This is a genomic window from Tenacibaculum sp. Mcav3-52, assembly GCF_022347665.1.
Taxonomy (GTDB): Bacteria; Bacteroidota; Bacteroidia; order Flavobacteriales; family Flavobacteriaceae; genus Polaribacter; species Polaribacter mesophilus.
This window is the reverse complement of record NZ_JAKRGE010000001.1, coordinates 100,789-118,357: the sequence shown is the minus strand read 5'-3', so window position 1 is coordinate 118,357 and position 17,569 is coordinate 100,789. Positions and strand designations below refer to the sequence as shown.

Below are 17,569 nucleotides of genomic sequence, written 5' to 3'. Positions count from 1 at the left end.
CCCCTTTTTGTTTTTCATCAAAAAGGGGAATTGTTTTCTGTATCTTTGCGCTCATAATGAATAAATATGTTTGTAGAATTCAGTAGTTTATCAGAAGAGGCAAAAGTTTGGGTATACCCATCAAGTCGAAAATTTTACCCACAAGAAATTGACGGGCTAAAAGAAAAATTACACCATTTTGTAGAAGAGTGGAAGTCTGAAAATACTGATTTCAAAGCTTCTTTTGAGTTAAAATACAATCGTTTCATTATTTTTTCTGTTGAAGAAGATTTAGTATTAACGAATGCAGATATTGATAAACAAGTGGCATTTATTTTACAACTACAAAAGGAATATGAAGTGGAGTTGTTAGATAAAATGAATGTGTGTTTTAAGCAAGGAGAATTTATTCAGTACAAAGACGTCAAAGAGTTTAAAAAGCTGCTTAAAAAGAAGTCTGTATCAGCTAAAACAATAGTTTTTGATAATTTAGTGCAAACTAAAATAGAATTAGAAAATTATTGGGAAGTACCTATTACAGAAAGCTGGTATAGTAGATTTTTATAGGCTATTGATAAACTCATCAACACTTTGTGCGTTATCAACAGAAAAATCTCCAATTTTGGTTCTTCGTAATACAGATAAATGTGCTCCAGAATTTAACGCTTCCCCATAATCGTTGGCAATAGAGCGAATATAAGTTCCTTTACTGCACATAATTCTAAATTCTACGTTAGGTAAATCAATTTTGGTGATTTCAAACTCGTTGATTTCCACTTCGCGAGCCTTAATTTCAGTAGTTTCACCCTTTCGAGCTAATTCATATAAACGCTTTCCATCTTTTTTAATAGCTGAAAAAATTGGTGGTTTTTGCTGAATTTTACCAATAAACTGCTCAGTAGTTTTGTGTAGTAACTCTTCTGTTATATGCTCTGTAGGGAATGTTTCGTTAATTTCAGTTTCTAAATCATAACTAGGTGTGGTAGCACCCACAATAAATGTACCTGTGTATTCTTTTACTTGCCCTTGATATTCGTTAATGTTTTTGGTTTGTTTTCCAGTACAAATAATTAACAAGCCAGTAGCTAAAGGATCAAGAGTTCCAGCATGTCCAACTTTAATTTTTTTGATATTAAAATGCTTACGAATATGCCAGCGAAGTTTATTCACTACCTGAAAGGAAGTCCATTCTAAAGGTTTATCAATTAGTAAAACCTGTCCGTTTTTGTAATCTTCTGCAGTCATCTAGAAAAATAAAGAATAGCCAATGGCAATTAAACCTACAATAGCACAGTATAATGAGAAATATGATAATTTACTCTTTTTAACTAAGGCTATCATCCAAGTACACGCTAATAATCCAGAGATAAAAGCAGCAACAAATCCAGCAGATAATGGAACGATCTCTGAGCTTTGAAAGTTAATATCTCCACTTAAAATATCTTTAGCAACTTTTCCTAAAATTAAAGGTACCACCATTAAAAAAGAAAAACGAGCAGCTTTAGTTCGGTCTACACCTAATAATACAGATGTTGAAATAGTAGCTCCTGAACGTGAAATTCCAGGTAACATGGCAATAGCTTGAGAGATTCCTATAATTACTGAGCTTTTAAAAGAAACACTTTTGTTTGTGTTTTTAGCTTTATCAGCCAATAAAAGTAACACAGCAGTTACCAAAAGCATAAAACCTACTAATAAAACTTTTCCTCCAAAAAAACTTTCCAATTCTTTTTCAAAGGCTAAACCAATTACCACAGCAGGAATCATAGACAGCACAATTTTTACAGAAAACTGCATTTCCTCATTCCATTGAAACTGAAATAAACCTCTAAAAATTTCAGCAATTTCTTTTCTAAACACTACGATAGTACTTAATGCTGTTGCAGCATGTAATACGACGGTAAAAGTTAAGCTCTCTTGAGGTACAGAAGTGTCTCCAAATAAAGCTTTTACCAATTCTAAATGACCACTAGAGGATACAGGTAAAAATTCAGTAAGACCCTGGATAATTCCAAGGATAATTGCTTCTAATAAATCCATGCTTATTTTTTAGGATTGGCAAAAATAGCATAAATTTCTATACCCAATCCGATAATTACTAAGGTAGGAGCTAAACGAATTCTACGCCAACTATATATTTCTGGATTGAACACATTAGGATCATCACTACCGCCACCTGCCATTAAAATAAATCCTAAGGCAATTACAGCGATACCAATAAGCATAATGATATAATTTCGTTTACCAAATAGAAATTCTTGTTTTGGTGAATTGTCTTTTTTCATAAATATTTTAGTAATACAAATCGTTAGTTTGTAAATTTAAGAATCGTTGTGTAGCAAAGAAGGTACTAATCCATGTAATAAAAAATGCAACCAATATAACTCCACCAGCTACATAACCTAATGCAACGTAATCTGTGAGTAATTCTAATGTAGGTATGTATTTATCTACATAATAAATTAAAATACCTAACCCGCTTATTGCTATAAAAGCTCCTAGTAATCCTAGTTTTATACTTTGCCAAATAAAAGGTTTACGAATAAAGCTTTTTGTAGCACCTACCATTTGCATGGTTTTTATATTGAATCGTTTTGAATAAATCGATAATCGGATAGAACTGTTTATTAAAATAATAGCAACCAACCCGAAAAAACCACTTAATACTAAGAGCCAAAAACTAATACGTTGAATATTTTTGGTAAGTAATTGTACTAACGGTTTGTCGTAACTTACTTCGTCTACAAACTTGTTTTTATCAAAAGATTTTTCAAGCTCACTCATTTTTTCAGGAGTCACAAAATCTGCTTTCAGATAAATGTCTATTCCATTTTTTAAAGGATTATCTCCCAAAAATTGTAAAAAATCTTCACCTAAATCTTTTTTATACTCTTTGGCGGCATCTTCTTTAGAAATATAAACCACCTTATTAACAAATTCTTCTTTTTTAATAGACTCTTTAAGACTTTTAATATTTTTATCAGCAACTTCATCTTTTAAGAAAAGTGTCATAACTACTTTTTCCTTAAAATGATTTGCAACTTTTGTTGATTTTAAAAGAACTAAGCCTAAAACACCAATCATAAAAAGTACAAGTGCAATACTTACTACTACAGATATGTATGAAGATTGTAATCGGCGTTTTTGAAAAGAATCAAAAGAGGTTGTCATTAGTAAATACTGATTTTAAGGCGTTGCAAGATACAAATATTTAATTTTTAAATACTTCCTATTCTTCTATCTCCTGGCATAACTCAATAAGTACACCATTGGTAGTTTTAGGATGTAAAAAAGCTACTAGTTTATTATCGGCTCCTTTTTTAGGAGTTTCATTCAAAACTGTAAAACCTTCACCTTGTAAACGTTTAATTTCTTCTTTTATGTTATCAACAGCAAAAGCAATGTGATGAATTCCTTCTCCTTTTTTTTCTATAAACTTGGCTATAGGGCTGTCAGGTTTCGTAGCTTCTAATAATTCAATTTTATTAGGACCAGATTTAAAAAATGAAGTTTTTACACCTTCGCTAGCAACTTCTTCAATTTTATAATGTGCTTCTCCAAAAAGAGAAGCAAATAATGAGTTAGATTTTTCTAAATCTTTAACGGCTATACCAATATGTTCAATTTTGTTCATAACGTAAAAGTAAAAAATATAGAGAACTATCTATAAACTTTCTATTGCTATTTTTTCAGCTATAATAATAAGTACATCTGATTGATTTATCATTGAAAGTATTTGTGAGCTAATTCCTTTAAGTTGTTCATGATTACAACAAAACCTCCAAATTTGTTCTAGGAATTGCGTAAAATCTTCATTTGTGTCGTATTTAAACTGCTTGGTTTGGTAAATTACTGCTAAAAGTTGCTCTATCAAGGTTGTTGAATTATCTAAAATGGTAGCATAGGGAGTGTATACTTCCCATAAGTCTTGTTGAGCTTCTGTTAATGTTGAAGCTCCTAATTGTAGAGTCTCTTTTTTCTTATTTCTACTATTTGGGATGAATGAACTTAACATGGCTCTTTTAACTGCAAATTTTGATGAATCTGGTAAATTAAGTGCTTTCAATACTTCTTCTGTAGCTAACAACCAATTGCGAATATTTTTAGCGCTTTGTGTATTTTTTTTCTCAATTTGATTCGCTAACTCATGTATTTCGTTCAATTGAGTTTTGAGTTGATTGGTTATTTTTGTAATTGATTTTCTCATAACTATTCTGGTAATAGTTTGGTTTCTCTTACACCATCTTCATTTTCTGAAGTATACCACTCCATGCCTTCTTCATTTAAAGTCATTTTAATCTGAACTATATTTTCAGGTTTGATTTCGTTTAGTTTATGAGCTTCTACAATAACTTTCGTGTTTTTTTGTGTTATTTGTCTACTTTTAATAGATGGTCTTAATTCTGAATTAAGCTTTTTAACTAATACGTCGTAACTCACCTTTTCACTATAAATAGAGATAAACTCTTTAGATAATTGTTGTGAAAACCTTGATAACACAGGGTCAACTTCACCAGTTGCTTTTATGTTTTTTTCAAGTTCATCTGTTCTTTGTGCTATTATTGAGCGAAGCATAGTAGATGTCTTTCTATCAAAAGAAGTAATTTTTGAAGCATCTTTTAAAATTGTATAGGCTTGTGAATTGAAAGCAACATTATCAATAGGTTCGTAATCGGCTTCATAAGTCTCTTCTAATTCTCCAATGGCTACAGGAATGGTGAGTTCAATATTTTGTGCTTTAAAACGAGGAATAGAAAAGTGTTTTAAGAGCTCATGACGTGAAAACTTCTCAGCAATCTCTAAAGATTTCAAATCAGACATTAAACGTGCTTCTGCAATGCTGGTGGCAATTCCACCTAAATATTCATTTAAATTTACCATAATAAAAATTTTAAAAAAGAGGTTGTACGGTTTGGTACGGTACAACCCCGTTATAAATGTTAAGCTACAGCAGCAATACTATCCTCTAACATATTTAAGATTCTACTTAACCCTTCTGGTAACTCGTCGTTTACAGCACGAACTTTTACACCTAGGTTATATGTCTTATCTACCTTAACACCTTGAGATGTGTTTCTTTTGTAAGATGCTGAAGCTTTAAAGTTTACAATTTTGTAATTGATTCCTAATTCTGCACTAGCTGCAAACTCAGATGATACGTTGCTCGTTTCAGTAGAGCTTAAACGAGCATTAAAATCAATGTTTACTTCATCAATACGGATTGATGGAATGGTAAGCATTGTTAGAAATGGTACTTTGATTTCAATTTCACTTTTTATAAACTTTGGATTGTTAGCATCAACAGCCTTGTCAGGATCATAATCAGGATTAGGTACTGATTTTTCATACTGAAAATCAACGTAACGTAAAGAGTCTGGATTGGCAGGGTCATTGCTTTTTTCAAAACCTACTTCTTTAATAAAGTTTACAGTAGCCATCGAAGCTGCTGTTTGTGCTTGTATCGCAGCTTGTAAAGGACCTCCAACATATACATTGAAATCCAAACTGTTTAATTCTGGAACTAAATTTGGCATATTTTTTATTTTGTGTACCTACTCTGTTTATAATTAGGCTTTTCGGTTGTCGCCCAGTATTTCGAAATAACTGATGGCAAAATTGAATGAAATTTAGAGTTTAGTTTTGAGGAGTATCACGGTAAAAACATTGTAATAAACCTAGGTTTTTAAGAAGGTTTTTCTCCTTGTAGGCTTTGAGGAGTAAAAAATAAGATATATTTTAAAAAGAAAGAAAAAAACAAGAGTCTATGTCATGAAAAAGTAATAGTTAAAACATTTATAGGTATAAGGGGTTTTTCCTGTATTTATGTTGTTAACTGTCTGATTTGTTGTTTGTAGAAGTAAATGTTTTAATCTAGTTAAAAAAATGTAAGTATTTTTGAAATATAATAAAATTAGCGAAATTTAAGAATTATGAGAAAAATTTTACAAAGTATTTTAGGGCTTATATGCCCAAAACCACAAGAGCCATCCAAACCAAAAACATTACTCACGTATAAAGAAATCGTATTGATGCTTTCAGAGTATGATGAAACACGTTTAAAAATTTTAACTAATGAGTTAGGTTTTGAAGATACTAGGGTTAATACATTTGGGTTTCAAGAGTTAAAGAACTACTTAGACTATGTAGAAAAGATAGCTAATAAAAAAGGAATTCAATTAAAGGGTATTAGCTTTATTAAAGGTGTTTATAATAAAGAAAACACACATATTGATAAATATGAAGGTTACGAAAACTTACTATATACTCCAACAGCAATTGTTGATGGTGTTGAAGTTGCTATAGATGTTTTAAAGTCAAAAAAAGGAAAAATAGTTACTTTAAAAGAAGTCTTAGAACATAACGGTTATGAGTGGCGTTATGACTCAAGAAAGAAAAAAGAGACACAGAAACATGAAACTAAAACTATGATGATGCGTACTGAAATAACTCTTGAAGATTCAGAAAGTGGAGTAGGGAATAAGACAAAAATAGCACCACCACACGATTAATTTTTAGAATATTTATGATTTCTTATTTCTCATTGGTTATCCAAGTAATTACTCTGATTGTCTCTTTAGTTATGTTAAAGAAGTATAACACGATTTTTTTAATGCTTTTGACTATCTTATGTTTTAGTACAGTGGTTGTAGAGGTGATTGGAGATTATCACGTTAAAAATGGAACATCAAATTTTATATATTATTACGTATTTACATTAGTCGAATGTAGCTTAATTACTTTGATGTACATAAATTTAGCAACAGATAACAAGACAATTAAGATTCATAAGTTATTTTTTCTGTTTTTTTTAATATCATGGCTTATTGTATGGATAAATCGTGATTTTTTCAGATATTGTTTGTTAGTAGAATCAATAGTAATTGGTGTTTATGTTTTACTTTTTTTAAGAAATTTACTGCTATCTGATAAAATTCTTAGTTATAAAAAATCCCTGTCTTTTTGGATTTCAATAGGTTTTATGGTTTTCTATCTTCCATCAATCCCTTTTTTTATAATTCTTGAGTATATGCAAAATAGAAAATTATTTTTTGTATTAGATGTTTTAACAATTTTAATGGGATTACTTATAATTTATGGATTATTATGCAGCAACAAGAAGGAGAGATATTAATTATTTCGACATTAATTATAATAATTGTTATTGTTTTTTTAATTGTACTGTTTACAATTTTTCAACGCCGTAAAAATAAACTGTTGCAAGAAAGAGATAAAAACAAAAAACGTTATGAACGTGAAATTGCTGAAACTCAGATAGAAATAAGAGAAGAGACTTTAAGAAATATTAGTTGGGAGTTGCATGATAATATAGGTCAACTCCTAACTTTAGCAAAAATACAATTACAACATGCCTCTCCTGACAATATGGGAGAAATCTCAGAAATTATAGCAAAAAGTTTAACAGAAGTAAGAGCCTTATCAAAAATAATTAATCCTGATTTTATTAATAATATAAAATTAAGAAAAGCTTTAGAATTAGAGATTGAACGATTCAATAGATTGAATTATATCGAAGCAAGTTTAAGAGTAATAGGAGAAGAAATAGAAATAAATCAAAAGCATGGAATAGTAATTTTTAGAATCCTTCAAGAGTTTTTTTCTAATACTATAAAGCATTCTAAAGCATCTAAATTAGATGTGTTTTTGAGTTATAAAGAAGATTCAATAGAGGTAAAAGCTCAAGATAATGGAGTAGGCTTTGATATGGAAAGAGCTAGATTTAAAGGCTTAGGATTGCAGAATATAAAAGCAAGAGCAAAACTAATTAATGCGGAAACAAAGTTTATGTCAGAGCCCCAAAAAGGTACAGGTTTAATAATAAATTACTATATTTAAAGAACTTTAGTGTATTTCCCCAACAACTAATAACGAAATATAACCCACAAAAATTATGAAATACTCAGTTGTTGTTGTAGATGATCATACGTTATTATCACAAGCTATTGAAGGTATGGTAAATACTTTTGATAAATTCAAGGTGCTTTACACTTGCAAAAATGGTAAAGAAGTTGAAGAAAAGTTTTTGGCATCACCTAAAAATATACCAGATTTAGTTTTAGTGGATGTTAATATGCCTGTGATGAACGGTATTGAAACTACAGAGTGGATAGTGAATAACTACCCACAAGTACATGTTATGGCATTGTCTGTAGAGGACGCTGACGGCACTATTTTAAAAATGTTAAAAGCTGGTGCTGTAGGGTACTTGCTAAAAGATACTAAGAAAGAAATTTTAGAGAAAGCGTTGTTAGAAATGATGGACAACGGATTTTATCATACCAGAAATGTTACCACGTTATTGTTAGATTCCGTTTCAGGAAAGAACTCACGAAATAACCTAGCGTTTAAGGATAATGAAATAACTTTTATGAAGCTAGCATGCTCGGAATTAACATACAAAGAGATTGCTGAAAAAATGTTTTTAAGTCCAAAAACTATAGACGGTTATCGAGATAGTCTATTTACAAAGTTAAATGTAAGAAATAGAGTGGGCTTGGTTATGTATGCCATAAAAAATAAAATTTACACTCCGTAATTTTATGCTTAAATTTGCAGCATGGAAGAAACAAATAGACAGCGAAAAATAGCAGGAGTGTTGCAACAGGATTTGGTAGACGTTTTACAACGTGCTGCTCAAGATGGAATGAAGGGAGTGATTATATCGGTTTCTAAAGTTTCGGTTACTGCCGACTTGGGAGTGGCAAAAGTATATTTAAGTGTTTTCCCTTCAGAAAAAAGAGACGAAATTATTGAAGGAGTAAAATCTAATACACCCTTAATTCGTCATGAATTAGCACAACGAACAAAAAATCAATTACGAAGAATGCCAGAATTGTTGTTCTTTGGAGATGATAGTTTGGATTATATTGAGGATATTGATAAGTCTTTAAAAGGAGAAGATGTAGACCCAATAAAAAATCCAGATGTTCTGCCTCGTCGTCAAAAACGTTAATAATTTTTGTTACTTTGGCTAGCTAAATTTATGAATGCTTGAACTTTCCTTTATACATAGCTAAGAGATACTTATTTTCTAAAACAAGTACTAATGCAATAAATATAATCACAGCAATAGCTGTTTTTGGTGTTGTAGTTGGTACCTTGGCTTTGTTTGTTGTATTATCTGGTTTCTCAGGATTAAAAACGTTTAGTGATTCATTACTTAATGCTTCTGATCCCGATATAAAAATTACCGCATCTAAAGGAAAGACTTTCCTGTACTCTCAAAAAATAGATAGTATTTTACAGCAAAACAAAGAGATAGAAGCTGCATCAAAAGTAGTGGAAGAACGTGTTTTTTTAAAGTATAAAAACAAAGAGCACATAGCTCAAATTAAAGGAGTAGATTCTAATTATCCAAGAATTATTCCGACTGATTCTTTGCTGACAGTAGGTACTTGGATTGACGAAGAGTATAAAAATACGGCGGTAGTTGGGTATGGAATATCGTATAAACTATCACTGGGTATTTTTAATTTTGGGGAAGCACTTCAAATTTTAGTGCCTAAACCAGGAAAAGGATTTATCAATGCTAATAATGCTTTTCGATCTGTTTCTACACAAATAGTAGGAGTATATACAGGTGCGGAAGAATTTCAGAACAAATATGTGTTTACTGAAACTTCACTTGCTCAAGAATTGTTAGGATACGACGATAATCAAATTACGGGTGTTGAACTTCGCTTAAAAGAAGGGGTAAATCTTGATACATTCCAAAATAACTTACAAAATGTTTTAGGAGATGAATTAAAAGTGCAAACCCGCGCACAGTTAAATACGTTATATTATAAAGTGATTAATACCGAAAACTTCATTTCGTATTTAATCTTTACGTTAATTGTTGCTATAGCTTTGTTTAATGTGATAGGGTCAATTATCATGATGATTATCGATAAACGTCAAAACCTAAAAACGCTGTTTAATTTAGGAAGTAGTATAAACGATATAAAAAAGATATTCGTACTGCAAGGTTTCTTACTAACACTTGTAGGAATGACAATAGGAATTGCTTTAGGTGTTATCATTGTAATAATACAACAACGTTTTGAGTTGCTAATGATTACACAAAATCTAGCATACCCAGTAGAGTTTAAGTGGATAAACTTATTGGTAGTGGTTGTTACAATTTCAGCTTTAGGATATTTAGCAGCAAAAATTGCAAGTTCAAGGATTTCAAAAAGTTTTATTGAACGATAAGTTTTTATTTACCCTATTTCAGGAATCGTTGCATTTCCAAACTTAGCTTGTACTTCGTCAAAAGCTGCAAAAACATCTTTAGGATCGTCAGAAGTAACCATTTTCATTCTGTGTTCTTTAAAATGTGGAATTCCCTTAAAATAGTTTGTATAGTGTCTTCTTGTTTCTACAACACCTAAATGTTCACCTTTCCAGTCAATAGACATTTCTAAATGACGACGAGCCATGTCAACACGTTCAGAAATTGTTGGTTTAGATAAATGTTCGCCAGTTTTAAAATAATGTTTTACCTCATTAAAAAACCAAGGGTATCCAATAGAAGCACGACCAATCATACAGCCATCTAATCCGTATTTGTCACGCATTTCCATGGCTTTTTCAGGAGAATCAACATCCCCATTTCCAAACACAGGAATATGCATTCTTGGGTTGTTTTTTACTTCAGCAATTGGAGCCCAGTCAGCATTACCCTTGTACATTTGAGCACGCGTACGCCCATGAATAGAGATTGCTTTACAGCCAACATCTTGCAAACGTTCGGCAACTTCAACAATTCGAATAGAATCATGGTCCCAACCCAAACGAGTTTTTACAGTAATAGGTAAGTTGGTGTGTTTAACCATTGCTTCGGTAAGTTTTACCATCAAGTCAATATCCTTTAAAATTCCAGCCCCAGCTCCTTTAGAAACTACTTTTTTTACTGGGCAACCGAAATTGATATCAATAATATCTGGATTCGTTTTTTCAACAATCTCAACTGAACGTAACATAGAATCTAAATTTGCGCCAAAAATTTGAATCCCCACAGGGCGCTCCTTTTCGTAAATATCTAGCTTCATTACACTCTTTGCTGCATCGCGAATCAATCCTTCCGAAGAAATAAATTCAGTATACACCACATCAGCACCGTTTTCTTTACATAAAGCTCTAAACGGTGGATCACTCACATCTTCCATTGGCGCTAATAACAGCGGGAAATCAGGAAGTTCTATGTTACCTATTTTTATCATGCTGCAAAGTTACTTTTTTTTGAGTAATTATGTATATTTCGCTTTTTAACTCACAAACTTTTTTATTGAAACTTCCTTTTGAGCCTATTTTGTTCGGTTACACGATTAATATTCATCTTGTTTTAGAATATTTAGCATTTTTTTTAGCTTTTCGTTATTATGTTTTCTTGGGTAAGAAAAAAGAAGACGATATTTCTTCTCAGAATAGGTTGTCAATTATTTTAGGAGCTGCAGCTGGAGCTTTAATTGGTTCTCGATTGGTGGGAGTGTTAGAAAATCCTTTAGTCACTTTTTCTACAGAAAACATAATTCAAATTTTGAATACAAAAACAATTATGGGAGGCTTGTTTGGTGGCTTATTAGGTGTTGAAATTGCGAAAAAAATAATAGGAGAAACAAAATCGTCGGGTGATTTGTTTGTGCTCCCAATAATTGTAGGAATTTTTATAGGAAGGATAGGATGTTTTCTTTCTGGAATTAATGAATTTACTTATGGGAGAGAAACTGCTTCTTTCTTAGGTATGGATTTAGGGGATGGAGTATTAAGGCACCCAGTTGCATTATATGAACTGGTGTTTTTAGTAGGGTTATTCATCAGTTTAAAATACCTAAAGAAAGAATACATTTTACAATCAGGAGAACTTTTTAAGTTTTTTATGTTAGCTTATTTTGGTTTTCGCTTTTGTATAGAGTTTTTAAAACCCAATACTTTTTTAATTTTTGGTTTAAGCACTATTCAAATACTATGTATAGTTTGTTATGTATATTACACAAAATTTATAATTCTAAAAATAAAAAATGCCAGAAAGAAAATATAACTACTACGATTTTACATTGAGTTTATGTCCTGAATGTTTAAAAAGAGTAGATGCCAAAATTGTATTTGAAGACGACAAGGTTTATATGCTTAAGCGTTGTAGAGAACATGGAAGTTCAAAAGTGTTAATAGCAGATGATGTTGAATATTATAAAAATATCAGAAACTATAACAAACCTAGTGAAATGCCCTATACGTTTAATACAAAAACAGATTATGGATGTCCTTATGATTGCGGATTATGTCCAGATCATGAACAGCATTCATGTTTAACCGTTGTTGAGGTTACCGATAGATGTAATTTAACTTGCCCTACTTGTTATGCAGGTTCATCACCTACGTATGGACGCCATCGAACACTAGAAGAAGTAAAAGCGATGTTAGATGCTGTGGTGAAAAATGAAAAAGAACCTGATGTAGTACAAATCAGTGGAGGAGAGCCAACGATACACCCTCAATTTTGGGAAATTTTAGACTATGCAAAATCACTTCCTATCCGACATTTAATGTTGAATACTAACGGGATTAAAATAGCGAAAGACGTTGCTTTTGCTGAACGATTGAAAACCTATACACCTGATTTTGAAATTTACTTACAGTTTGATTCCTTTGAAGATAGTGTGTTGAGAGAGTTGAGAGGAGCAGACTTGAATGAAATTCGCAGACAAGCAATCGAAAACTTGAATAAGTTAAATCTATCAACAACTTTAGTAGTTACGCTTCAAAAAGGATTAAATGATCACGAAATAGGTAAAGTAATTGATTATGCCTTGCAGCAAAAGTGTGTGAGAGGGGTTACGTTTCAACCAACACAAATAGCTGGAAGGTTAGAAGGCTTTAATCCAGAAACGGATAGAATGACGCTTACTGAAGTTAGAAGAAAAATAATGGAACAAACAGATGTTTTCAACGCTGACGATTTAATTCCAGTACCTTGTAATCCTGATGCTTTGGTAATGGGATATGCTCTAAAATTGGGAGGAGAAGTGTTTCCGTTAACTAGGTATATTAATCCCAATGATTTGTTAGATAATAGTAAAAACACCATTATTTATGAGCAAGATGAAGCGCTACACGGAAAAATGATAGAGTTATTTAGTACGGGGAATTCTGTTGAAGTGGCAGAAGAAAATTTAAAATCAATCATGTGTTGTTTACCAAATATTGATGCACCAGAGCTAGGGTACGATAATTTATTTAGAGTTATAATTATGCAGTTTATTGATGCTTATAATTTTGATGTACGAGCGGTAAAAAAATCATGCGTGCATATAGTAGACAAAGACAATAAAATTATTCCTTTTGAGACAATGAATCTCTTTTATAGAGATGATAAAAAAGAATATTTAGAAAAGTTAAGACAAGAAATATAAGAAAAAGGATATGGTATTTTTAGAAGTAGGCGATCTTTCAGGTTTATTCGTAATTATAGGTTTAATTATGTTTGGTCCACCCGTGTTACTAGCTGTTATTGGAGCAGCTATTAGAAAAAAAAGTAAAACAGCTTCAAAAATATTTTATATACTAGCTGTTTTGTATCTGATAATCGGATTAGGTATATGTGGTAGTATGCTTACCTAAATAAGAGTATAATTTTCGCTATTTATTTTGTTTGTAGTAGCCTGCAAATAAAGTATCTTTGCAAATTACAAGTAGTTAGAATTACGACGAATGAATCCATTCTAGATATTGAGCTAATAAAAGTTTATGTTACATGTTTAGAAATGGCTTGAGAAACTTTACATTGAATGAAGAACATTAGAAATTTTTGCATAATTGCACATATTGATCATGGTAAAAGTACCCTTGCAGATAGATTATTAGATTATACTGGGTCGGTTACTGAGCGTGAAAAACAAAATCAGTTACTTGATAACATGGATTTAGAACGTGAACGTGGAATTACCATTAAATCACACGCTATTCAGATGGATTATGTTTATGAAGGTGAAGATTATATATTAAACCTAATTGACACTCCAGGTCACGTAGATTTTTCTTATGAAGTTTCTCGTTCTATTGCAGCATGTGAAGGAGCATTGCTAATTGTAGATGCGGCACAAAGTATACAAGCACAAACTATTTCTAACTTATACCTAGCGTTAGAAAATGATTTGGAAATTATTCCAGTATTAAATAAAGTAGATTTACCTTCAGCAAACCCAGAGGAAGTAACAGATGATATTGTTGATTTATTAGGGTGTGAGCCAGAAGATGTAATTCACGCAAGTGGAAAAACAGGTTTTGGAGTAGATAATATTTTAAAGGCAATTATTGAAAAAATTCCTGCACCGAGTGGAAATCCCGATGCACCTTTAAAAGCATTGATTTTCGATTCAGTATACAATTCGTATCGTGGAATTGAAACCTACTTTAGAGTAATTGATGGTTCTATTAAAAAGAATCAACAAATAAAGTTCATGGCTACAGGTAGACAGTATGGAGCCGATGAGGTAGGAACTTTAAAACTAAGTCAAGTTGTAAAAAACGAAATTAAAACTGGAGATGTAGGTTATTTAATTACAGGAATTAAAGCAGCAAAGGAAGTAAAAGTAGGAGATACTATTACCGATTTTGCCAATCCAACTACAGATAGAATTGAAGGATTTGAAGATGTGAAACCAATGGTATTCGCAGGAATTTACCCTGTAGATACTGAAGATTACGAGGAACTACGTGCTTCAATGGAAAAGCTACAATTAAATGATGCTTCCTTAGTTTTTCAACCAGAAAGTTCAGCAGCACTTGGTTTTGGTTTCCGATGTGGATTCTTAGGAATGTTACACATGGAAATTATTCAAGAGCGTCTAGAACGTGAATTTAATATGACGGTAATTACTACGGTTCCTAACGTAAGTTACCATGCATTCACGAAGAAAAATCCTGATGAGGTTATTATAGTGAATAACCCATCAGATTTACCAGATCCATCAAAGTTAGATAGGGTAGAAGAACCATTTATCAAAGCTTCAATTATTACAAAGGCCGATTTTGTAGGACAAGTAATGTCGCTTTGTATTGAAAAACGCGGACAAATTGTAAATCAAACTTATTTAACTCCAGAGCGAGTGGAGTTAATTTTTGATATGCCGTTGGCAGAAATCGTTTTTGATTTTTACGATAGATTAAAAACAGTATCTAAAGGATATGCGTCGTTCGATTATCATCCAATAGGAATGCAAAAGTCAAAGTTAGTTCGTGTAGATATGCTACTTAATGGACAAATAGTTGATGCGCTTTCAGCTCTATTACACGATAGTAATGCGTATTCAATAGGAAAACGTATTTGTGAAAAGTTAAAAGAACTGATTCCAAGACAACAATTTGATATTCCTATTCAAGCAGCAATTGGAGCAAAAATTATTGCTCGTGAAACTGTAAAAGCTTTACGTAAAGATGTAACTGCAAAATGTTATGGAGGAGATATTTCTCGTAAACGTAAATTATTAGAGAAGCAGAAAAAAGGTAAAAAACGTATGCGTCAAGTAGGAAATGTAGAAATTCCACAGCAAGCGTTTATGGCAGTGTTGAAGTTGAATGACTAGTTTTTTTGAAATTAGAATAGATAAACAAGAACATATAAAAACCCCGTTTTGATGAAATCAAAACGGGGTTTTTATATTAGATTATCAAATTTCCAAATTGTTACATTAAATTTTAATCCCTATTTCCTAAAACTTGCAAAGCCCAATACAATAGCATTGCTAAAGAACCTAGAGCAGCTACTAAATACGTTCTTGCAGCCCATTTTAAAGCGTCTTTAGATCCAGCTAGTTCTTCACGAGTAACCATGTTTTTATTTTCTAACCAAGCTAAGGCTCTATTACTCGCATCATACTCAACAGGTAAGGTAACAAAGCTAAAAACAGTACCTAAAGCCATAAATGCTAAACCAGCTAAAGCAATATAAAAACCAATACCTGTACTACCAGAAGCAGCACCAAAAGCAATACCACCAATTACCATCCATTGAGAAAAACGAGAAGTAATACTTACCATGGGTACTAGTTTAGATCGCATTTGTAAATATTGATAAGCTCTAGCATGCTGTACAGCATGCCCTACCTCGTGAGCAGCTACAGCAGCTGCGGCAGCATTTCGTTGGTTGTACACAGCTTCACTCAAGTTTACAGTTTTGTTTTGAGGGTTGTAATGATCGGTTAACATACCTGGTGTAGAAATTACCTGAACATCGTAAATACCGTGATCAGCTAGCATTTTTTGTGCAATTTCAGCACCACTCATACCGTTTCGTAAATGAACTTGAGAGTATTTTTTAAACTTTCTTTTTAACGTATTACTCACTAACCAACTGAAAAGAGATATAATACCAATTAGAATATAAAATCCTATCATAATCTATATAGTTTTAAAATTTTGTATCATTTTTGTTGGTTAAATTTACAACATAAATTATTCCAAATTATTAACGGTATAAAAAAATGTCAAAATGGCAAATCAACCTAAAATTTTAATAGTTTACACAGGCGGAACTATTGGTATGGTTAAAGACTATAATACGGGAGCGTTAAAAGCATTTGATTTTAGTCAAATCTCAAGTAAAATTCCAGAATTACAGCAGCTTAATTGCGAAATTAATACAATATCGTTTGATGAACCAATTGATTCATCAAACATGAGTGTACATTATTATATACAAATAGCAGATATAATCTCCGATAATTATGACAAGTTTGACGGATTTGTAGTGCTAACGGGCTCAGACACCATGTCGTATACATCGTCTACAATAAGCTTTATGTTTGAAAATTTACAAAAGCCTGTGATTTTTACGGGATCACAATTGCCTATTGGAGATTTACGTACAGATGCTAAAGAAAATTTAATTACATCTATACAAGTAGCATCAGCCTATGAAAATGGCAAACCAGTAATTCAAGAAGTAGGATTATATTTTGAATATAAATTATATAGAGCAAACAGAACTACAAAAATAAATGCTGAACAATTCGAAGCATTTGCTTCTATGAACTATCCTCCCTTAGCAGAAAGTGGTGTGCATTTAAATTTTAATTACCCATTATTACTCAAACCTCGGGGAGATCAAAAAGAATTAATAGTAAGAAAGAATTTAGATAATCATGTAGCTATTTTAAAGTTATTCCCTGGTATAACAGAGTCTGTAGTGAGAAGTTTTATGAATATTCCAGATTTGAAAGGAATTATTTTAGAAACCTATGGATCGGGAAATGCACCAACTGAAAAATGGTTTGTTGATTTATTAGAAGAATCAGTAAATAAAGGGATTTACATTGTTAATGTAACGCAATGCAAAGGAGGAAGTGTAATTTTAGGGCACTACGAAACAAGTTCAGAATTAAAACGTATTGGTATCGTTGACGGTAAGGATATTACAACCGAAACAGCCATTGCTAAAATGATGTATTTGTTGGGAGAAAAGCTTTCAAAAGAAGAATTTACGCATTATTTTCAAATACCTCTTAGAGGAGAAATGGTTTAGTTTGTAAATAAATCGTTAATTTTGTGTATGTAACTGCTTGAAATACTATAGAAAAGAGTTAAAAAGGGG

21 protein-coding genes are annotated in these 17,569 nt (G+C 31.7%); 11 read left to right on the top strand and 10 right to left on the bottom strand.

Annotated elements, in window-relative coordinates; translation table 11 throughout:
* The first annotated feature begins 66 nt into the window (after positions 1-66).
* The gene (locus MHM83_RS00575; RefSeq protein WP_159493499.1) at positions 67-546 is read left to right on the top strand and encodes an ABC transporter ATPase; all 480 of its coding nucleotides are present in this window, start codon (positions 67-69) and stop codon (positions 544-546) included.
* On the opposite strand, the gene truB is transcribed toward MHM83_RS00575, so the two are convergent.
* From truB to MHM83_RS00535, 8 genes are read right to left on the bottom strand one after another with little or no spacing between them, the layout of a single operon-like run.
* A complete protein-coding gene (gene truB, locus MHM83_RS00570; RefSeq protein ID WP_239178113.1) occupies positions 541-1,224 on the bottom strand; it encodes a tRNA pseudouridine(55) synthase TruB in 684 nt (227 codons plus the stop codon). The two genes, MHM83_RS00575 and truB, sit on opposite strands and share 6 nt — an antisense overlap.
* The gene (locus MHM83_RS00565; protein ID WP_239178112.1) at positions 1,225-2,019 is read right to left on the bottom strand and encodes an undecaprenyl-diphosphate phosphatase; all 795 of its coding nucleotides are present in this window, start codon (positions 2,017-2,019) and stop codon (positions 1,225-1,227) included.
* 2 nt (positions 2,020-2,021) lie between these two features.
* A complete protein-coding gene (locus MHM83_RS00560) occupies positions 2,022-2,264 on the bottom strand; it encodes a DUF3098 domain-containing protein (protein WP_047789969.1) in 243 nt (80 codons plus the stop codon).
* A gap of 7 nt (positions 2,265-2,271) precedes the next feature.
* On the bottom strand, positions 2,272-3,150 hold the full coding sequence (locus tag MHM83_RS00555) for a cell division protein FtsX (protein WP_073182105.1): 879 nt from the start codon (positions 3,148-3,150) through the stop codon (positions 2,272-2,274).
* 58 nt (positions 3,151-3,208) lie between these two features.
* On the bottom strand, positions 3,209-3,613 hold the full coding sequence (mce, locus tag MHM83_RS00550) for a methylmalonyl-CoA epimerase (protein WP_047789971.1): 405 nt from the start codon (positions 3,611-3,613) through the stop codon (positions 3,209-3,211).
* Between the two features lie 30 nt (positions 3,614-3,643).
* A complete protein-coding gene (locus tag MHM83_RS00545) occupies positions 3,644-4,186 on the bottom strand; it encodes a hypothetical protein (RefSeq protein WP_239178111.1) in 543 nt (180 codons plus the stop codon).
* Between the two features lie 2 nt (positions 4,187-4,188).
* Positions 4,189-4,860: a hypothetical protein gene (locus MHM83_RS00540; RefSeq protein ID WP_047789973.1), complete on the bottom strand. Its 672-nt coding sequence runs from the start codon at positions 4,858-4,860 to the stop codon at positions 4,189-4,191.
* 59 nt (positions 4,861-4,919) lie between these two features.
* Positions 4,920-5,513 carry a DUF2589 domain-containing protein gene (locus tag MHM83_RS00535; protein WP_047789974.1) on the bottom strand — a complete coding sequence of 198 codons (594 nt, stop codon included), beginning with the start codon at positions 5,511-5,513 and terminating at the stop codon, positions 4,920-4,922.
* Between the two features lie 396 nt (positions 5,514-5,909).
* Between MHM83_RS00535 and MHM83_RS00530 the strand changes: the two genes are divergently transcribed.
* The 5 genes from MHM83_RS00530 to MHM83_RS00510 all read left to right on the top strand — a co-directional run bounded on the left by MHM83_RS00530 (position 5,910) and on the right by MHM83_RS00510 (position 10,191).
* Positions 5,910-6,488: a hypothetical protein gene (locus MHM83_RS00530; RefSeq protein WP_047789975.1), complete on the top strand. Its 579-nt coding sequence runs from the start codon at positions 5,910-5,912 to the stop codon at positions 6,486-6,488.
* Positions 6,489-7,083: 595 nt separating this feature from the next.
* Positions 7,084-7,833, top strand: a complete 750-nt coding sequence (locus MHM83_RS00525) for a sensor histidine kinase (RefSeq protein ID WP_159509440.1) — start codon at positions 7,084-7,086, stop codon at positions 7,831-7,833.
* Positions 7,834-7,885: 52 nt separating this feature from the next.
* Complete coding sequence (locus tag MHM83_RS00520) at positions 7,886-8,533, top strand: response regulator transcription factor (RefSeq protein ID WP_082118668.1); 648 nt, start codon at positions 7,886-7,888, stop codon at positions 8,531-8,533.
* Between the two features lie 21 nt (positions 8,534-8,554).
* On the top strand, positions 8,555-8,950 hold the full coding sequence (gene rbfA, locus MHM83_RS00515; protein ID WP_047789979.1) for a 30S ribosome-binding factor RbfA: 396 nt from the start codon (positions 8,555-8,557) through the stop codon (positions 8,948-8,950).
* A gap of 38 nt (positions 8,951-8,988) precedes the next feature.
* Positions 8,989-10,191 (top strand): ABC transporter permease, encoded by a 1,203-nt coding sequence (locus MHM83_RS00510; protein WP_073182098.1) that lies wholly within the window; start codon positions 8,989-8,991, stop codon positions 10,189-10,191.
* 8 nt (positions 10,192-10,199) lie between these two features.
* On the opposite strand, the gene dusB is transcribed toward MHM83_RS00510, so the two are convergent.
* Complete coding sequence (gene dusB, locus MHM83_RS00505) at positions 10,200-11,201, bottom strand: tRNA dihydrouridine synthase DusB (RefSeq protein ID WP_047789981.1); 1,002 nt, start codon at positions 11,199-11,201, stop codon at positions 10,200-10,202.
* A gap of 65 nt (positions 11,202-11,266) precedes the next feature.
* Here dusB and MHM83_RS00500 point away from each other — a divergent pair, with 65 nt between their 5' ends.
* The 4 genes from MHM83_RS00500 (at position 11,267) to lepA (ending at position 15,563) form a co-directional block, all read left to right on the top strand.
* A complete protein-coding gene (locus MHM83_RS00500) occupies positions 11,267-12,019 on the top strand; it encodes a prolipoprotein diacylglyceryl transferase (RefSeq protein WP_167712977.1) in 753 nt (250 codons plus the stop codon).
* Complete coding sequence (locus MHM83_RS00495) at positions 12,000-13,391, top strand: radical SAM protein (RefSeq protein WP_239178110.1); 1,392 nt, start codon at positions 12,000-12,002, stop codon at positions 13,389-13,391. Before MHM83_RS00500 ends, MHM83_RS00495 begins: the two co-directional genes overlap by 20 nt.
* 10 nt (positions 13,392-13,401) lie before the next feature.
* Positions 13,402-13,599 (top strand): hypothetical protein, encoded by a 198-nt coding sequence (locus MHM83_RS00490; protein WP_073182094.1) that lies wholly within the window; start codon positions 13,402-13,404, stop codon positions 13,597-13,599.
* Positions 13,600-13,766: 167 nt separating this feature from the next.
* Positions 13,767-15,563: a translation elongation factor 4 gene (gene lepA / locus MHM83_RS00485; protein ID WP_047789984.1), complete on the top strand. Its 1,797-nt coding sequence runs from the start codon at positions 13,767-13,769 to the stop codon at positions 15,561-15,563.
* Positions 15,564-15,675: 112 nt separating this feature from the next.
* Here lepA and MHM83_RS00480 read toward each other — a convergent pair whose 3' ends face one another.
* On the bottom strand, positions 15,676-16,374 hold the full coding sequence (locus MHM83_RS00480) for a zinc metallopeptidase (protein WP_047789985.1): 699 nt from the start codon (positions 16,372-16,374) through the stop codon (positions 15,676-15,678).
* Positions 16,375-16,468: 94 nt separating this feature from the next.
* On the opposite strand from MHM83_RS00480, the gene MHM83_RS00475 reads away from it, so the two are divergent.
* On the top strand, positions 16,469-17,500 hold the full coding sequence (locus MHM83_RS00475) for an asparaginase (protein ID WP_173358864.1): 1,032 nt from the start codon (positions 16,469-16,471) through the stop codon (positions 17,498-17,500).
* Positions 17,501-17,569: the final 69 nt, after the last annotated feature.